The organism is Autumnicola psychrophila, assembly GCF_031846645.1.
GTDB lineage: Bacteria > Bacteroidota > Bacteroidia > Flavobacteriales > Flavobacteriaceae > Autumnicola > Autumnicola psychrophila.
Map to the genome: position 1 here is coordinate 102130 of NZ_JAVRHN010000005.1, position 16645 is coordinate 118774.

Annotated in this window: 18 protein-coding genes; all 18 read right to left on the reverse strand. The window is 37.9% G+C overall.

Annotated features, from left to right (window positions below; genetic code table 11):
• Positions 1 to 7 precede the first annotated feature (7 nt).
• The 18 genes from RM541_RS07810 to gcvH all read right to left on the reverse strand — a co-directional run bounded on the left by RM541_RS07810 (position 8) and on the right by gcvH (position 16644).
• Positions 8 to 1279, reverse strand: coding sequence for an efflux RND transporter periplasmic adaptor subunit (locus RM541_RS07810; RefSeq protein ID WP_311499660.1), 1272 nt, complete (start codon positions 1277 to 1279; stop codon positions 8 to 10).
• Positions 1280 to 1282: 3 nt separating this feature from the next.
• On the reverse strand, positions 1283 to 2719 hold the full coding sequence (locus RM541_RS07815; protein WP_311499661.1) for a TolC family protein: 1437 nt from the start codon (positions 2717 to 2719) through the stop codon (positions 1283 to 1285).
• A gap of 59 nt (positions 2720 to 2778) precedes the next feature.
• A complete protein-coding gene (locus RM541_RS07820; RefSeq protein ID WP_311499662.1) occupies positions 2779 to 3897 on the reverse strand; it encodes an efflux RND transporter periplasmic adaptor subunit in 1119 nt (372 codons plus the stop codon).
• 26 nt (positions 3898 to 3923) lie between these two features.
• The gene (locus tag RM541_RS07825; RefSeq protein ID WP_311499663.1) at positions 3924 to 5189 is read right to left on the reverse strand and encodes an ABC transporter permease; all 1266 of its coding nucleotides are present in this window, start codon (positions 5187 to 5189) and stop codon (positions 3924 to 3926) included.
• Position 5190: 1 nt separating this feature from the next.
• Positions 5191 to 6438: an ABC transporter permease gene (locus tag RM541_RS07830; protein WP_311499664.1), complete on the reverse strand. Its 1248-nt coding sequence runs from the start codon at positions 6436 to 6438 to the stop codon at positions 5191 to 5193.
• Complete coding sequence (locus tag RM541_RS07835) at positions 6431 to 7132, reverse strand: ABC transporter ATP-binding protein (RefSeq protein ID WP_311499665.1); 702 nt, start codon at positions 7130 to 7132, stop codon at positions 6431 to 6433. The genes RM541_RS07830 and RM541_RS07835 overlap by 8 nt, the downstream gene beginning before the upstream one ends.
• Before the next feature lie 260 nt (positions 7133 to 7392).
• A complete protein-coding gene (locus tag RM541_RS07840) occupies positions 7393 to 7617 on the reverse strand; it encodes a hypothetical protein (protein ID WP_311496005.1) in 225 nt (74 codons plus the stop codon).
• A 73-nt stretch (positions 7618 to 7690) separates the two neighbouring features.
• Positions 7691 to 8230, reverse strand: coding sequence for a DUF420 domain-containing protein (locus RM541_RS07845; protein ID WP_311496006.1), 540 nt, complete (start codon positions 8228 to 8230; stop codon positions 7691 to 7693).
• Positions 8227 to 8958, reverse strand: coding sequence for an SCO family protein (locus RM541_RS07850; RefSeq protein ID WP_311499666.1), 732 nt, complete (start codon positions 8956 to 8958; stop codon positions 8227 to 8229). Before RM541_RS07850 ends, RM541_RS07845 begins: the two co-directional genes overlap by 4 nt.
• 43 nt (positions 8959 to 9001) lie before the next feature.
• Complete coding sequence (locus tag RM541_RS07855; protein WP_311499667.1) at positions 9002 to 9652, reverse strand: hypothetical protein; 651 nt, start codon at positions 9650 to 9652, stop codon at positions 9002 to 9004.
• Between the two features lie 76 nt (positions 9653 to 9728).
• Positions 9729 to 10091, reverse strand: a complete 363-nt coding sequence (locus RM541_RS07860) for a cytochrome C oxidase subunit IV family protein (protein WP_311499668.1) — start codon at positions 10089 to 10091, stop codon at positions 9729 to 9731.
• 20 nt (positions 10092 to 10111) lie between these two features.
• A complete protein-coding gene (locus RM541_RS07865; RefSeq protein WP_311499669.1) occupies positions 10112 to 11092 on the reverse strand; it encodes a cytochrome c oxidase subunit 3 in 981 nt (326 codons plus the stop codon).
• A gap of 44 nt (positions 11093 to 11136) precedes the next feature.
• Positions 11137 to 11718 (reverse strand): cytochrome c oxidase subunit 3, encoded by a 582-nt coding sequence (locus RM541_RS07870; RefSeq protein WP_311499670.1) that lies wholly within the window; start codon positions 11716 to 11718, stop codon positions 11137 to 11139.
• On the reverse strand, positions 11709 to 12611 hold the full coding sequence (gene cyoE / locus RM541_RS07875) for a heme o synthase (RefSeq protein WP_311499671.1): 903 nt from the start codon (positions 12609 to 12611) through the stop codon (positions 11709 to 11711). Before cyoE ends, RM541_RS07870 begins: the two co-directional genes overlap by 10 nt.
• Positions 12612 to 12698: 87 nt before the next feature.
• Positions 12699 to 14840: a gliding motility protein RemB gene (locus RM541_RS07880; RefSeq protein ID WP_311499672.1), complete on the reverse strand. Its 2142-nt coding sequence runs from the start codon at positions 14838 to 14840 to the stop codon at positions 12699 to 12701.
• A gap of 121 nt (positions 14841 to 14961) precedes the next feature.
• Positions 14962 to 15684: an energy transducer TonB gene (locus RM541_RS07885; RefSeq protein WP_311499673.1), complete on the reverse strand. Its 723-nt coding sequence runs from the start codon at positions 15682 to 15684 to the stop codon at positions 14962 to 14964.
• Positions 15685 to 15878: 194 nt separating this feature from the next.
• Positions 15879 to 16274 carry a VanZ family protein gene (locus tag RM541_RS07890; protein ID WP_311499674.1) on the reverse strand — a complete coding sequence of 132 codons (396 nt, stop codon included), beginning with the start codon at positions 16272 to 16274 and terminating at the stop codon, positions 15879 to 15881.
• Positions 16264 to 16644, reverse strand: a complete 381-nt coding sequence (gene gcvH, locus RM541_RS07895) for a glycine cleavage system protein GcvH (RefSeq protein WP_311499675.1) — start codon at positions 16642 to 16644, stop codon at positions 16264 to 16266. Before gcvH ends, RM541_RS07890 begins: the two co-directional genes overlap by 11 nt.
• Position 16645: the final 1 nt, after the last annotated feature.

The following is a 16645-nucleotide window of genomic DNA, read 5'->3' on the forward strand; positions in this document are numbered from 1 at the left end:
TATTTTTTTATTCGTTAGAAGAATTTATATCTCCCGCAACTTCAATTTTATCGCCGGCCTCAAGGCTTTTGGTTACCGTATTGTATGGACCTGTAATGACTACGTCCCCCTCTGTAAGTCCTTCAGTAATTTCGATCTGTGAATCATCCTGTATTCCTGTCTTAACCACCTGAAGCCGGGCTTCATCTCCTTCTTTTAAAAACACTGCCTCAAAACGCTCCCCTGAAGCGGTTGCATTCTGAGATCCTGTTTTACTTGTTATCGTATCACTTTTAATAACAATTGCACTTATAGGAACACCCAAAACACTATTTCGACTGTTAGTAATGATATCGACAGTTGCGGTCATTCCAGGACGAAAAGGAGAGAAATTCTCTGGTTTCCCTTCAGTTAGCTCCTGATATGATTCCTCAAGGATACGAACTTTTACCTTAAAATTTGTTACCTGATCTGAGGTCAATTCAGAATCGGCAGAATTTGATATTTCCGTAACCAATCCCCTGAATTCTTTCCCAAGATATGCATCAACCTCTACAATGGTGGAATCACCAACAGAAACTTTTACTATATCATTCTCATTTACATCAACTTCAACTTCCATGTTTGAAAGATCAGCTACTCTCATAATTTCAGTTCCTGCCATTTGTTGAGTCCCTACTACCCTTTCTCCAAGTTCTGCATCAAGTTTAGAAATTGTACCCGTCATAGGAGCGTAGATATTTGTTCTGCTAAGATTATCTCTTGCCTCGGTAACAGAAGCTGCAGAGCTCTGCATATTGTAAAACGCCGATTCTTTACTCGCCTCAGCCACTTCATAATTAGAAACGATCTGATCCCATTCTGCCTTAGAAATCACCCCTTTCTCAAAAAGCTGTTTGTTTCTCTCATAATTTGCAGTTGCTTGTTTTAAACTCGCCTCGGTCTGAGCGTAATTCGCTCTCATATTCTGAAGACCAGCCTCTGCCCGCTGTACGCTGGATTGGTAAATATCAGGATTTACCCGTACAAGAAGATCACCTTTTTCGACCATTTGTCCTTCAACTACCGGCAATTCTATAATTTCTCCTGAAACTTCTGATGATAATTTAACCTCCACCTCTGGCTGGATTTTCCCTGTTGCCGAAACTGTTTCGGTTAAACTAATAGGATGTACCTCAGAAACTTCTACTTGCTTATAATTGCCACTTTTGCCATACCACCCTTCTTTCTTCCCAACAATAAGCAACACAATAAGAGCTATAACAATCCCAATAATTATATAAATAGTTTTCTTTTTCATTTCTTAAAATTTTAGTTCAGTCACAGGCATTCCAAAATACAATTCTATAACTTTTATATTAAAAATATAATCGAATTTCGCCCGTAAAACCTCCCTTTGAGCGTTTTCATACCTCACTTTTGCCTGGCTAAAGTCAAAAGCATTGGTTAAACCTACTTCAAAGCGCTGATTTGCATACTCATAGGCCAACTCCTGAGCATTTGCGGCAACAATCGCTGCTTCGTAAGCTTCATATGCTCCTTCTGCATCCACATAAGCCTGGTAAACATCTGCTTCAAGATCCAGTGCTGCCTGTTCGAGCTGATATTCTGCTCGTTGCACGTTAATTTCACTTCTCTTAACCTGGTTACGTGTAGCCCAGCCATTGAAAATTGGAATATTTAGCTGCACACCATAACTCACTCCATCATTCCTTTGCAACTGCTCAAAAAATGGCAAAGGATTACCAAGTGTACTCACAGTATTTGGAGTAACCACTATTTCATTGGTATTTTCAACGACTCCAATCTGCCGGGTTGGCTCATCGGGATCAGTTTCAAAACCGATGATTCTTCCGGCACCAGATTCCCTGGTGTTATAGTTAAAAAAAGCTCCCAGACTGGGCAAATATGCCGCACGAGCCATTTCCACATCTATTTCTGCCAGCTCCCTATTTGTTTCAGCTATTTTTATTTCCGCTCTCTCTGCTTTAGCTTTTTCAATAATACTACTTACAGAATTTTCAAGAACCTCGGCACCCAATATGTCGTAATCTCTCTCCACAATATCAAAGCTGTCATAATCCTTTATTAAAAGAATCTGGGCAAGATTGATAAGCGAAATTTTTACATTGTTTTTAGCAATAATAATACGCTGCCTTTCATCGGCATTAGAAGCCATAATTTCCAATAAATCTCCTTCCGGAAGACTTCCTGCATCTACAAGTTCCTGCGTTCTCTCCATCTGTTCCTGAGTGACTAAGTTTTGAGATCTCAGTACTTCCAGATTTTGTTTATTAAATAAAACCTGGAGATAAGAATCAACAACAAAAAGTGTAATGTCATTTTCCATCTGTTCCAGGGAATATTCCGCTGCAAGTCTGGATATTCTGGCCCTCTGCAATTGCTTAAAATTACGAAGTCCATCAAATAATGTAAGACCGGCAGTAACTCCTGCTGAAAAGTTCCTGGTGGTTTGGGTTTGAAGAACTCCTGTAGTAACATTTGTTGTTAAACCTGTATTCCAGGAATTACTTGCTGAAGCATTTACGCTGGGAATAAAGTTACCAAGTGCGTCCAGCCTCTCAACATCGGCTGCTTCAAGATCCAGTTGTGACTGTTTAATTGAAATATTATTTTCCAGGGCACGGTTTACACACTCCTGTAAGGTCCACTCTTTTTCCTGGGCGTTAGCCAAAAGACCTGTAAAAAACAAGATGGCTAAAAAGCTAAATTTATTCATAATTATGGTTGTGAAAGATATGTCTGTAATAGTTAGAAGATGTTACATTCTAATTAGAACTAATTAGATGTGAAAGATTCAGTTGGCTTCAGCTGATTCCATACTTTTATTTTTGAATCTTTAGTAATTCCGCTCTTCACCTCCACATATATCCCATCACTTACTCCAAGTTCCAAATCCTTACGCTCAAACTGCTGATCCCCTGTTTCAATTTCCACATATGGCTGCTGGGTATCTGTATCAAATTGAACAAGCGCTTCCTTTATAGCCAAAACATTGTCCACTTTCGCAAGAATAATAGATGCATTTGCGCTTAAGCCTGCTCGTATAAATGTAGTATCTGCTTTTTCCAGCGTTCCCTTAATATCAAATTGAATAGCACCGTTCTCTTCAACACCTTTAGGCGCGATGTAATCCAGAATAGCGTTAAAGGTTTTATTTTCTATCGCACCCACGCTTATTTGAAGTGGAAGATCTTCCTTAATTTTTCCGACTTCACTTTCGTCAACTTTCCCTTCAAAGATCATTTTGTTCACATCTGCCAAAGTAGCAATGGTAGTACCATCGTTAAAGTTGTTACTTTCGATAACCTGGTTTCCTGTCTTTACAGGAACATCCAATACCATCCCGTCTATTGTTGAGCGAATTAACGTATTGGCAGCAGTTCCAATTCCACTGGTGGTACCTGTTTGTATAATTTCGAAATTTTGCTGCGCAGATTTATATGACTGCTGCGCTCTTTTATAAGCTACTTCCACCTCTTGAAAGTCATTAGCCGAAATCACTCCTTTATCATATAAAGCCTTTTGACGATTATAGTTTTGCTGTTCGTTATCAAAGTTTATTCTTGCAGTAGCCACGCCATCTTTAGCACTCTGTAAAGAAGAAACATTAGGAATAACCCTTATTCTTGCAATAAGATCACCAGATTTTATCTTCTCTCCAGCTTCTATATAAATTTCGTCTATTATCCCTGAGATATTAGGTTTAATAAGCACTTCCTCCTTAGGCACAATACTTCCTGTAGCGACTGTTTTCTTAATAATAGTTTGTTCGGAAGGTTGCTCTGTCTCATAGGTCACAGGGTCTTCCTGATTTTTCTGATATAAGTAATAAAGAGCTCCAAAGAAAGTTACTGCTATTAATACTAAAATGATGATGGTGAAAACTTTTTTCATTTCTTGATTGTATTATTTATCTTTTTTTATTCTGTTCTTAATGCATCAACCGGCTGAATTTTTATTGCATTCTGTGCCGGAATTGAACCTGCGAGTAAACCTGAAAATATTAAAATCGTAAGCGCAGTGAAAATTACTCCTAAATCTACGCTGGGATTGGCAAACATCATTTCTGAAGTATCCATACCTTCCATTTTTAAATTCACCAGTACTATTATCCCTGTTGCCATTGCAATCCCTGCCATACCTGAAATTACAGTGAGAAAAATTGATTCCATTAGAATTTGTCCTCTAATAGACCAGGGAGTTGCACCAAGGGCGCGCCTGATTCCAATTTCATTAGTCCTCTCCTTTACCACAATCAACATAATATTACTAATACCAATAACTCCAGAAAGCAAAACCAGGATTCCCACAAAATAAGCGACTCCTTTGAGTGCTATGAACAATCCATTAACCTTGCTGAATTCTTCATAAAGATCAAAATTTCCAATTGCCTGTTCTTCTTCAGGATGCAAAGAATGCCTTTCCTTCATAAGGTCAAAAACCTTTGACTTCAGATTTGTAATAGAAGAACCATCTTCTGCAGTTAATGCCATCCAGCCAACAGTTTCCCCCATATTGAACGCCTGTGAAAATGCAGTAAAAGGAACAAATATTTCTTTCTGTCCTTCCTCAGCATTACCACCTCCATTTCCTTTTTTCTTATACGTACCAACAACCATAAAGTTTACTCCGCTAACCTTTATGTAAGTGCCGATAACTTCTTCCCCAATTTCATACAAGCCATTTTTTACCCCTTCTCCAATAACAGCAACTTTTCTATTAGCTTTAATATCATTGTAGTTTATGAATCTCCCCGAAGTAATATCCATGGGCTCCTGTTGAATAATTTCAGGATAATCGCCGTAAACATTATAGGCCCCTGCATTTAAACCCCTTACCACATTATTAGTTCCTCCAAAGCCGCCTAATTGATTGCGCGGTGATACAAACCTTAGCTGCGGAATATTCTGCTTTAATGAGGTCACATCATCTAGTTTAAAATCATACCTTCTCCCTTTAGGCATACCTTTATAAGATTTAGAAGTTGTCCTGGTCCACATAAACATACTGTTGGTAGCAATACCCCCAAAACCCTGTTTCACACCATTTTCCAGTCCTCTTCCTGCAGCCAGAAGAATCACCAGAATAAATATTCCCCATAAAACTCCAAAAGCAGTTAGTAAGGTCCTAAACCAGTTAGAACTTAAAGCTTCAATTATTTCACTCCATTTATCCCTGCTAAACATATTATTCGTCTCTTAAGGCAACAATTGGTTTAATTCTAGCAGCACGTCTGGCGGGGAAAAATCCTGCGAGAGCACCAGCAATTATCAGAATAAAAACGGTAGAAATTGCTACGTTAAAATTTACTGAAGGGTTTGAGATATATTGGGTTTCGATAAGAGGCCCCACAAATTCCAATAGTGCCAGGCTAAAAATCAATCCCGCAAAACCTGCAATAGTCGTAACAAAAATAGATTCGTGTAAAACCATACCAATAATGGAAAGTGGTTGAGCTCCAAGAGCTTTCCTTACCCCAATTTCTTTTGTTCTTTCTTTTACGATAATAAGCATAATGTTGCTCACCCCTACTATCCCGGCTATAATTGTACAAATTCCTACTCCCCAAAAGAAAAACCGAATCATATCCATAAGATCATAAAATCGTTTAGCATTCTCGAGGGAATTATTTATACTCACCGCACTATTATCATCGGGAGCAATAGTATGCTTCTCCTTTAAATAAGTTTCAAGTTCTGCTGAAAAACGTTCTGATGAAGCAAGGGCTGCTTCAAAGTTTTCTTCCTCTTTCAGGGTAAAGGACAAATTCCTTATTTCATCATAACCGCCAAACACACGTTGTGCCGTACCAAGCGGGAGAAAGACCCGTGACTCTTCCCGTTCCCCTGCCGGATCTGAAAAAACGCCTATTACTTTAAAATTAATTCCTGAAATCTGAACATATTCCCCGATTGGATCTTTACCATCTTTAAAGAGATCATCCCTTACCTTCCTTCCAATTACCACATATTTTTCGAAATTTTTAAGGTCCTGTTCATTAATGTATCTTCCCTGTAACATGGCCTCATTTTCCAGAAACTGATAATCGGGCATAACACCTTCAACTCTATAGGAGCCAGATTCATTACCAAAATTTACAATTCCATTCCAAATTCTGTAAATAGAAGATTTATATTCCAGCTCATCTTCATGTGCCGCAACAGTATAGTTAAAATCCTCATTTCGCATGATAATATTCCGGCCTGGATTAAGACCCTTATGTTCCTTTGTAGTTACCCCGGTCCAGATGTAAAGGATATTTTCAGCATCGCCCTTAAATTCACTGGAGATCCCGTTTTGCATTCCCTGTCCTATACCCAATAAAACGACGAGAATAAAAATCCCGGAAGCTACAGATATACCGGTAAGAAACGTCCTCAGCTTATTTTTACCGATTGTTTCAAAAATCTCCTGCCATCGTTCTATATCAAACATTGCTCAGCGCTCTTATCTGGTCTACCTTAGTATCGTCTATAATTAAACCATCCTTCAAATTCACGATACGCTTGGTCATTTGAGCAATATCATGTTCATGTGTTACCACAAGTATTGTCCTACCCTCATCATTTATCCCCTGGATAAGGTCCATTACCTCATAGGAAGTTTTAGTATCCAATGCTCCGGTAGGTTCATCGGCAAGTAAAACTTTTGGATTGGATGCCAACGCCCGGGCAATAGCCACGCGCTGTTTTTGACCTCCCGAAAGTTCGTTTGGTAAATGTCCGGACCATTTAGCAAGACCTACTTTCTCCAGATAAGCCATCGCTATATCTATCCGTTCACTGCGTTTTACGCCCTGATAATAAAGTGGGAGTGCTACGTTGTCTAAAGCACTTTTGTAAGAAATAAGATTGAATGACTGAAAAATAAAACCTAAAAATTTGTTCCGGTAGCGGGCGGCTATTTTTTCATTTAGATTTTTAATAGGCAGACCATCTAGTGTATAGGAGCCGCTATCTGCCTCATCAAGCATTCCCAGGATATTAAGTAGCGTAGATTTTCCTGAACCTGAAGACCCCATAATAGAAACAAGTTCTCCTTCCTGCACACTAAAGTTAATACCCTTTAATACATGAAGAGAATTGCTCCCCATTTTGTAGGATTTATGCAAGTCTTTAATTTCAATCATAATACCGAGAAATGAAAATTAAAAGCAGGTCATGACCGGCTTTACGATATAAGACTATTTATATCTTGAAAAGTTACAGTGCAAGCGCGAAAAATCTCGAGAATTAGACACTACCTGAAAATTCAGATTTTCATTACTCATGATGACCTATAAAAAACCTCAAAAGAACCGAATCATATACTGCTATAGAGTGCTGCAGTTTAAAGACATCTGTAAGGGAGAGAATACAAGGAGGAAGCAAATAAGATTTAACCTATAAATTATAAAGATTTATCCTTTTTTCTGGAGCGATAAATATAATACCCTATTCCACCTATTAGAAGATATGGAAATACCATAAGATAAACAATACCATTGTTAATTCCCTCTGCTGCACTTTGATCTGCCTCACTTTCCAGCACTGCCCGGCACATAGAACATTGAGCTTCAGCAATAAAAGGCAAAAGCATCAAAATCGCAATAATTAAAAATCGTCTATACCTCATTGTGTCTCGCATCAATATGTAAATAATAAAATTACAACTTCACCTTTAAAAAAGCAATTATCAACAATAGATACTAGTAGTAGGGCAACATAAAAATATAAACCAACACTCCGGTGACCGCAACATAAAACCATATAGGAAAGGTCCACCGCGCAATCCTTGCATGCTTTTTATATTCCCCCGTAAGACCACGGTACATAGTAAATAGTACCAGCGGGACGATAATTGCCGATAATGCGATATGACTTATAAGAATAAAAAAATACAGTATTCTAAGAAAACCATCTCCGCCGTATGGAACAGGGTCATTACTAATTTTTGATAAGACATAGCTCACCAAAAAGATAGCTGAAAGAAAGAAAGCTACAATCATTACGTTACGATGAAGCTTATATTCCCGTATACTGATGAAAAAATAACCCATCATCAACAGAACTGCTGTGGAGCCATTCAAAACAGCATGAAAAAGAGGAAAACTACCTGATTGTATTCCAAAAAAGTTAAAACGTTCAGGTAAGAACATAAGTACCAGCACCAGTAATGGCACCAGGATCGATAGCCCGATAATTACGGGAACAGCAACCTTATCCTGTCTTGAAAGCGTTCTTCTCACAATAGTTTCTTTATATCTTCAATAAGAATGTCTATTTGGGGTTCTTCTTCACCCTCCGTAATCGATTTATTTCTTTCAACAGAACCTCTGTAGTAAATAAGTGGATTGCCAAATTTGTCAATTCTCGATCTTATATAACCTTCCTGATCTACCAGTGCAAAAAGACCTGAATGGGCAAAACCACCCGGAACAGCTTCATCTACTCCCGCATAGATATTAAAGCCACCATTGGCCAGGCCATAGATCTTTTCTTTATCCCCGGTTAGAAAATGCCAATCTGGATCTGTTATTTCATAATTTTCAGCATATGCTTTAAGCACCTGCGGAGTATCATGATCGGAATCTATTGTAAAAGAAGCTATTCCAAATTCATTATCTTCAAATTCCTGCTGAACTTCAATTAAATTTTTATTCATCACAGGGCAAATTGTAGGACAGGTCGTGAAGAAGAATTCTGCGATGTAGACCTTACCTTTGTAATCCTCATTGGAAATAGTATCACCATTTTGATTAATTAACTCAAATTCCGGTGCCTTCCTTTTTTTTCCATTAAGAAAAATATAGGATAATTCCTCCCCTGATTTTTCTCCTGAACCGCCTACTTTTTTACTTAACCGATCCGAAGAAACTATCTCTTTATCACTAACCCGGTCTATGATTTTGGGCACAAATATGATCCCGAAAATCAGGATAACCAATGATATGCCTATGTAAGAATAATTCTTCATTTAATAAATTCTCTTTTTTAAAGATGAAGCCCTTTCTTTTTATTTATTCTTCAGACTCCACTCCATTTTTATACTTTTTAAGTTCCAACCTGTACTCTGCAAGTATAATTTTTACGTCATCATTCATTTTGTTGCTCAATTCAGCCACAGACCTGGAGTCATAACCATACAGAACTTCATCATCCTCATTTTCATTTCGACCACGGAGAGCAGTGTTTTTATCTACAATAAAAACGTAAGGCGAATAACTATCATCATTCAGACGGTAAGGAGAATCAAGACTATTAAAGACCTCTCGAATCTTTTCCGGGGATGCAAAAACAAATTTCCACCTGTCTGATTGGCTTATAGCTGCAAATTCCTGTGTAAATTCAGCAGCCTCCTCCCGACTTTCTTCCGGAAGAAGAATCACGAATTGAAAATCTTCGAATTCATAATATTTATCCAAAATTTCCTGATCTAGATTGAAGGTATTTCCCCGCGTATTTCGGAGATCACTCCCAAAAAAAGCGAGAATGGTAATCTTGTTCTCCAGAGAAACCTTATTTCCAGATAAACTTTCAAAATTAGAAATATTCTGAACCTCTGGCGTCAAAACCGGTAACCGGGCAAAATTATTTTTACCTGAAGAAAAGAAAAGGTAGGCTACTATTGGTAAAGCAAAAAGCACTCCTACTATAAAAATCTTTTTCATATCAATATAAACCAAAAGGAGTGCAAAAATAAAAAAGACGGTTTATAAAACCGTCTTTTCTTATGCTTTTAACTTTCTAAAAATCCCAGGATACATATCCTTCTTTATAGACTTCATATATATAAAACCCTTCATTAAGAAGAATAAACACTAAGTATAGTATAAGAAAAATTGCAGTCCAGACAATAACCCTGCGTAACCATTTATTCTCTGCTTCAAGGTGCATAAATGCCCATGCAATAAGGTACGCCTTATACAAAGTAAGAAGAATAAATATCCAATTTAACAGTGACATATTCACCAGATCTGTATCTGTTAAAAATTCCGGTTTAATAATACCCAGAACTACTTCTACAAGTGTTACAACAGATAAAATTATAAAAACAGACCAAATTCTTTTGGTATTCGATTCGTGATGATGTGCAGTATCGTGTGCCATAATGTTTTATTTCTTCAGAGTTAAACCAGGTAAAAGAAGGTAAATACAAATACCCAAACTAAATCTACGAAGTGCCAGTAAAGACCAACTTTTTCTACCATTTCATAACTACCACGACGCTCGTAAGTTCCTACGATTACGTTAAAGAAGATAATTATGTTAATTATAACACCAGAAAGCACGTGGAATCCGTGAAATCCAGTTATGAAGAAAAAGAAATCGGCAAAAAGCGGAGGCCCATATTCGTTCTGTGAAAGATTAGCACCTTCCACCACACCTATACCTTCAGATTCAAGCTTTTCTAAAGATTCACGTCTGGAAAGAATTGTTTTCTCTCCTTCTTCGTTTAAAACTCCTGTCCTAACATAAAGGTCTTCGTTGGCAGCAAATCCTTCAACCACTTGATCAATGGAGTAAGTAGGAAGAGCTACACCAGATTCAAACCAGACACCTTCATTTTCTTCATGATACACTCTATCTGAAGACCTCTCTACTGCGAAATCACTTAAAGCCACTCTATGACCTTCATTATCTACAAACTGAAGAATATTTCCTCCAGTAGTAGTAACAGCACCATATTCACCACTAATAAAGTTCGACCACTCCCAAGCCTGAGAGCCAAGGAAAATAATACCGCCAATGATGGTCAAAAACATATAGAAAGTAACCTTAGCTTTCTTTAACTGATGTCCTGCATCTACAGCCAAAACCATAGTTACAGAAGAAAAAATAAGAATAAAAGTCATTAAGGCCACGTAATACATAGGAGCATCTACGCCATGAAGAAATGGAAAGTGGTTAAACACCTCATCTGCAATAGGCCAAATATCAGCATATTTAAAACGGGAAAAACCGTAGGCCGCCAAAAAACCCGAAAAGGTGAGGGCATCGGAAGTGATGAAAAACCACATCATCATTTTTCCGTAACTAGCGTCTAATGGCTGGTTGCCACCGCCCCAAGTTTTACCTTCGGTGCCTGTTCTCACAACAGAAGCTTCCATAAAATAAATTTAATTTAAGTGATGCGCAAAAATACGCAATTTTATTATTTAAAGAAATATAAAAACAAAAACAGGTAAATCCATAGAAAATCTACGAAATGCCAAAAAGTTGCACCCAACTCAATACCAAGCATTTGTCCCTTTTGGTAACGTTGTTTAAAATGATTATAAATTACCACTAAAAGAACAATAAAGCCCGCCGCAAGGTGGACAAGATGGGCCAGAACAACAATATATATAAAGGAGGTGGTGACTGTACTCTCACTTCCTGTAAAATAATATCCCTGCTCAAAAATTTCAGAAAACCCCCTGAATTGCAATACAACAAAAAGGATTGCCAACACCAGTGTCCCTATTAACAAAGCCGCTCCATTTTTACGATTCTCTGCAGCAATGTTCTTTTTTGCCAGCACAAACGTCACGCTACTAAAAATTATAACAATTGTACTCCAGAAAAAAGAGTTAGGTAACTCAAACTCTGTAAGCCAATCTGGCCGCGTTTTACTTACCACATAAGCACTGGTAAGACCGGCAAAGGTCATAATCATGCTTATTATTCCAAACCAGAGCATCATTTTCTTGGCTCTGTCGTGTTTGATCTTATCTGACCCTTCTGTTAAATCCATTGTCGTATAAATTTATCCAAAACATATATTATCTGCAGCAAAGTGATGTAAGACACACTGGCAAACATCAATTTCTTAGCTGCTTCTGCAGTTCTTTCTTTGTACAACTTTAATGCGTAGTAAAGCATTCCCATTCCAAGCAGGAAGATAATCACCGCTGCAACCGGAGTAAGATATAGTCTTCCCGTTACCCCAAAAGCAGGAATTAAAGAAACTAAAACAGTCCAGATTGTATAAAGCACCACCTGCATAGCCGTACCTTTATCTCTCTTACCTGTAGGAAGCATAAAAAATCCTCCTTTTTTATAATCCTCATAGAGCCACCAGCCTATCGCCCAAAAATGTGGAAACTGCCAAAAAAACTGAATCATAAACAAGGTCCCGGGCTCTATACTAAAACTTCCAGTAGCAGCAACCCAACCCAACATGAAAGGAATAGCCCCTGGAAAAGCTCCCACGAAAACCGAAAGAGGAGTTTTAGTTTTTAATGGTGTATAAACACTTACGTAGAGAAAAATACTTATAGCACCGAACATCGCTGTTCTTGGATTGATCACATATAAGACAATTAATCCCAGGATAGTAAAGACACTGGCTATGGTAAAAGCTGTAGAAACCGACATGCGTCCTGCAGGAACAGGCCTGTTACTGGTACGATCCATTAAAGCATCCAGATCCCGCTCAATTATTTGATTATAGGCATTAGATGCACCGACCATTAAATATCCTCCTATCGCCAACAAAAGCACGGTAACAAAATCGAGAGTTTCTGCTCCCAGAAAGTATCCCGCTACAGAAGAAAACACCACGCTAATAGCCAATCGCATCTTGGTAATTTCCTTAAAATCCGATAGAACTGAAGCAGAGAGAGTATGTGTTTGTGTATTGCTCAAAAAGCACTTTTTAAATTGCCGCAAAGATACTCCTTAATTAGGTTTTAACAAGGGACGAAAATTGTTAATTTTAAGGGCACACCTCTTCTAATAATCATAGTACCAATTAAAAATATCTGTTCTTAATCCAAAGTTGATCCAGACAGTGGAATTATCAAAATGGGTAGCTGTCTTCACCTGTGTATTAAAATTCCTGTACATAAAATTCCCATATAATTTAAGATTAGTCGTAGGATTTATGATATACCCAACCTCGACCTCGGCAAACAATGAACGGGCGGTATTTCCCTGTCCTATTTTTACTCCGTAATCGAAGGGTCTGTCATTATAACTCTCGTAGATATCACCTCCATACGCCGCATTATCAACTCCATTATTAAAATCAAAACCTCTTTTGCCATAAATTACCTTCGCATGACTATAAATCCTTTCCTTTTTAAAACGGGCAATTCCTACTATTTCCCGGAAGTTAGCACCCCATAAATGGGCCATAGACTGATTGTTATGGCCATAATTAAGAACCACTTCTTTGTTATGAGAATAGGTATAGGGCCGCACCTGATTATATTCAGCCTGCAATAACAGATCCGGAATATTAAACGCATTAAAATATTTAACTCCTAATTGATAGCCAAGCTTATTCTTCCAGCTTTGAGATCCTCCGAATATTTCTCCTGTAGAAAATTCATCTACTACCCATTGGCCGTAAGAAATAACCTCATCACTCCATTTATACTTCGCGGTTAAACCCAATAGCGCATTTCCTCCACGTGCGCCTGTAGCAAATTCGGTAGCGCGATAAAATATTACGGGATTAAGGTAATTTACATCAAAGCCCCGATTATTATCATTTTGCCAGATCACAGATTCAAATAGCCCAACATTTAACCTCTTGGTTAAATTCAAACTCAAATAGTGGTTAGCCATATATTTTGTTCTGAAAGAACCATCTGCGGTTACCTCCGGCCTCACATCTCTTAACGACATCCAGGTATTAGTATATTTAAGTTTCCAGAAAGTAGTACTAAGCTTAAGGTATGGATATGGAGAAGCATTATCACTCATAAGCAAAGAACGATACCCGTCTCCAATAAAATTCTTCCCGTGACCCAACTGAATATTAAAATATTTACCAGGAGAGTAAGATAGATATCCTTCTGCCACGGGGTAATCATACCCTCCATCCATAAAAGGTTTTGCAATTCCTCTACCTGGAATTATCGCCGGATCTCCTCCGTCTGGACGGATGGATTCTGCATAGCGATTGTAATATTCAGCAAAACGTCCCTGATTCTCATAAGCGACTGCATAAAAATTCAAATTATCGCCCAATCCTCCATTAAGGATAGCCATTCTGGTATTATTATAAGTAAATCGATATTCTTCCTGCTGAAAATCTTTCCCTAACTGAAGATCCAATCCAAAATCTATAGTAAACCAGTAATCTTCAGTTTGAAACTGAACAAGATGTTCATTCCAGATCTTTCTACCTAACCAGGTTGACCTATCCTGTAAAATTTTTTCCTGTTCTGCTTTAAAATCATAATACTTTGCTACTTCAGAATATAAAAAAGGTTTAGTAGACGTGTGGGTGTTAGTTCCAATTCTATTTAATTCGGCATCAAACCTACTGTACATTTCATGTGAAAAAGGAATATTTAATTTACTTTCCAAATGCGGTCTGGTGAACTTTTCAGACTGTATAAGATCATACTCAGTTGTCGCTTTATCCGCCTGAACTCCTGAATAATATTCGTCACCTGTTTCATCCTGCTCAACCTTAATTTCAGTAGCACCGCGTCTTACAATATTAACTTCCTCATTTAGCCGCAAAGGGATTTTTACAGCCATTCGAAACTGCATATAGGTGGGTTTCCCATTATAAGTTGCGGGTGTTATCTGCGGAAGTGTCTCAAATGTTTTATCAACCTCATCTTTAAGCTCATCATAAGCAGCATCTACATAGATTACTTCAAAATCTCCTTCTCTGGTAACTTCAAAAAGTACTACCACAGTACCCTGAAAGTTATTTTCCTCAACAACCTGAGGTATTTTTAAGTTTTCGACTATGAAATTTTTTAAAGTCTCCTGAAAACAAGCGGAACGTTGTTGAAAGTCCACCGTTTCGCACTCAGGAAAAACCGGAGGAATTTCAGAATTGTTAAGTTTCTCCTGACTGTAGGTAAATCTTGTTAAAAGTAGAACCGAAAGAAGTAGTGTATACTTCATAAATATGAGGGGGGAAATTTGATTACACACGCGAAATATACATTTTTTCCAAGAGTCTGACTTTTTAAAATAAAAAATCCCGGCATAGGCCGGGATCTTTAAGAATTTTATATATCGGAAATTAATCCTGTACCTGGAAAACAATTGGTAAGGAATACATTACTCCAACAGCTTTTCCCCGTTGCTTACCGGGCTGCATGCTTGGCAATTTATTAATTACCCTGGCTGCTTCCTGCTCTAACCTTGGGTGAGGAGCACGGGAACGTACCTCTGTAATTTTCCCGCTCTTATCTATCTTAAACTGAACAATTACACGGTTAATACCCGAAAGCCCGAGTTCTCCGCCTAAGTCCTTGTCAAAGTTACGGTTAACGTGCTGACTGATTTTCTCACTCATACATTGCTTACGCTCATTATTGTTACTTAAATTTTCACAACCTGGGAAAATTGGCACGTCTTCAATAACTGCAAAAGGAACGTCTGCTACTTCCTCCTCAACAGGAGCTTCCACAACCTCCTCAACTTCTACGATCTCATCAAGGTTGGTTTCAGTAGATTGGATTTCATCCTCTTCTACTTCTTCCTCATCCTCCACAACCTCTATAATTTCAGGTGCCGGTGGTGGTGGCGGTGGTGGCGGTGGTGTGTTCATAATTTCAGTAATTGGCACTTCCTCATCATCTAAGGCGTCCATATTTACCTGACCTACATCAATATCTTCCCTGTCATACGTTTTCCATTCTATGGCTTGCCAGGTAATAAAAAGAACTAATATCAGCCCTAATTGAAGAAAGAGTACGCTCCTTCTAGTTAAATCTGCTTTCGGATTTTTCTTAGGTTCCATGGTTATTAATTAATAAGAGTTGCTAAAATAAATATTTTTTCTAAAAAACTGAACTAATCTGCAAGAATATACAACTTTAATAGCATTCTATTCAGGATTAATATATTACAAATTTTAATTTACACCCCTCAATCCTCCAGAAAAAAGCAAACAGGCAGAGGAGCAGCCTTACTGCTATACATAAACTACCTATTTCAAATTATCTTACTCTTCAATCTTTTTAAAAACTTTTCAAGCACCAAAAAGAGAAAAACAGCAAGTAAAACACCAGTAGTGTTGGCTAAAACATCATACCAATCTGGATCCCTGTATCTGGTGAGAGTTCCCTGTAAAACTTCAATTAACATACCAAACAGTATGCTTAAAGCAGAAATTTTAAATAAATTAATTTTATAGTCTTCATCTCTACGGGATTTTAGAATAAAAAAAACCATCCAAACCCCTACAAGTAGCAGGTACGCCCCGGCATGCATCATCTTATCTGTGGGACTAAAGGTACCTACACTTATCTTCCCCAGCTGAACCAGAGATAAATAAGTTATTAATATCGTATAAAGAAGAGCAGCTATTGCAGCAATTTTAGTTACCAACTATATCTTTATATGCTTCAGCAGTTAATAAATCATCCACTTCAGACGGATTGGTAAGTTTAATCTTTACCATCCATCCTTCACCAAAAGGATCGTTGTTTACCTTTTCCGGCTCATCTTCAAGACTTTCATTAAATTCTATAATTTTCCCTGATAATGGCGCAAATAAGTCCGAAACGGTTTTTACGGCTTCTACTGTTCCAAAAACCTCTTCCCGCTCCAGAGTTTCATCTACCGTTTCTACCTCAACATAAACAATATCCCCAAGTTCACCCTGAGCAAATTCTGTAATCCCCACTGTTGCGATGTCTCCATCTATCTTCACCCATTCGTGATCTTTAGTGTACTTTAATTCTTGTGGAATATTCATA

What these genes read in the sequence shown, in the direction of transcription:
- gcvH (WP_311499675.1), bottom strand. Translation starts at nt 16,644, where the DNA reads ATGAATATTCCACAAGAATTAAAGTACACTAAAGATCACGAATGGGTG.
- RM541_RS07885 (WP_311499673.1), bottom strand. Translation starts at nt 15,684, where the DNA reads ATGGAACCTAAGAAAAATCCGAAAGCAGATTTAACTAGAAGGAGCGTA.
- RM541_RS07835 (WP_311499665.1), bottom strand. Translation starts at nt 7,132, where the DNA reads ATGATTGAAATTAAAGACTTGCATAAATCCTACAAAATGGGGAGCAAT.
- RM541_RS07855 (WP_311499667.1), bottom strand. Translation starts at nt 9,652, where the DNA reads ATGAAAAAGATTTTTATAGTAGGAGTGCTTTTTGCTTTACCAATAGTA.
- RM541_RS07830 (WP_311499664.1), bottom strand. Translation starts at nt 6,438, where the DNA reads ATGTTTGATATAGAACGATGGCAGGAGATTTTTGAAACAATCGGTAAA.
- RM541_RS07820 (WP_311499662.1), bottom strand. Translation starts at nt 3,897, where the DNA reads ATGAAAAAAGTTTTCACCATCATCATTTTAGTATTAATAGCAGTAACT.
- RM541_RS07810 (WP_311499660.1), bottom strand. Translation starts at nt 1,279, where the DNA reads ATGAAAAAGAAAACTATTTATATAATTATTGGGATTGTTATAGCTCTT.
- RM541_RS07840 (WP_311496005.1), bottom strand. Translation starts at nt 7,617, where the DNA reads ATGAGGTATAGACGATTTTTAATTATTGCGATTTTGATGCTTTTGCCT.
- RM541_RS07850 (WP_311499666.1), bottom strand. Translation starts at nt 8,958, where the DNA reads ATGAAGAATTATTCTTACATAGGCATATCATTGGTTATCCTGATTTTC.
- RM541_RS07865 (WP_311499669.1), bottom strand. Translation starts at nt 11,092, where the DNA reads ATGGAAGCTTCTGTTGTGAGAACAGGCACCGAAGGTAAAACTTGGGGC.
- RM541_RS07880 (WP_311499672.1), bottom strand. Translation starts at nt 14,840, where the DNA reads ATGAAGTATACACTACTTCTTTCGGTTCTACTTTTAACAAGATTTACC.
- RM541_RS07860 (WP_311499668.1), bottom strand. Translation starts at nt 10,091, where the DNA reads ATGGCACACGATACTGCACATCATCACGAATCGAATACCAAAAGAATT.
- RM541_RS07815 (WP_311499661.1), bottom strand. Translation starts at nt 2,719, where the DNA reads ATGAATAAATTTAGCTTTTTAGCCATCTTGTTTTTTACAGGTCTTTTG.
- RM541_RS07870 (WP_311499670.1), bottom strand. Translation starts at nt 11,718, where the DNA reads ATGGATTTAACAGAAGGGTCAGATAAGATCAAACACGACAGAGCCAAG.
- RM541_RS07825 (WP_311499663.1), bottom strand. Translation starts at nt 5,189, where the DNA reads ATGTTTAGCAGGGATAAATGGAGTGAAATAATTGAAGCTTTAAGTTCT.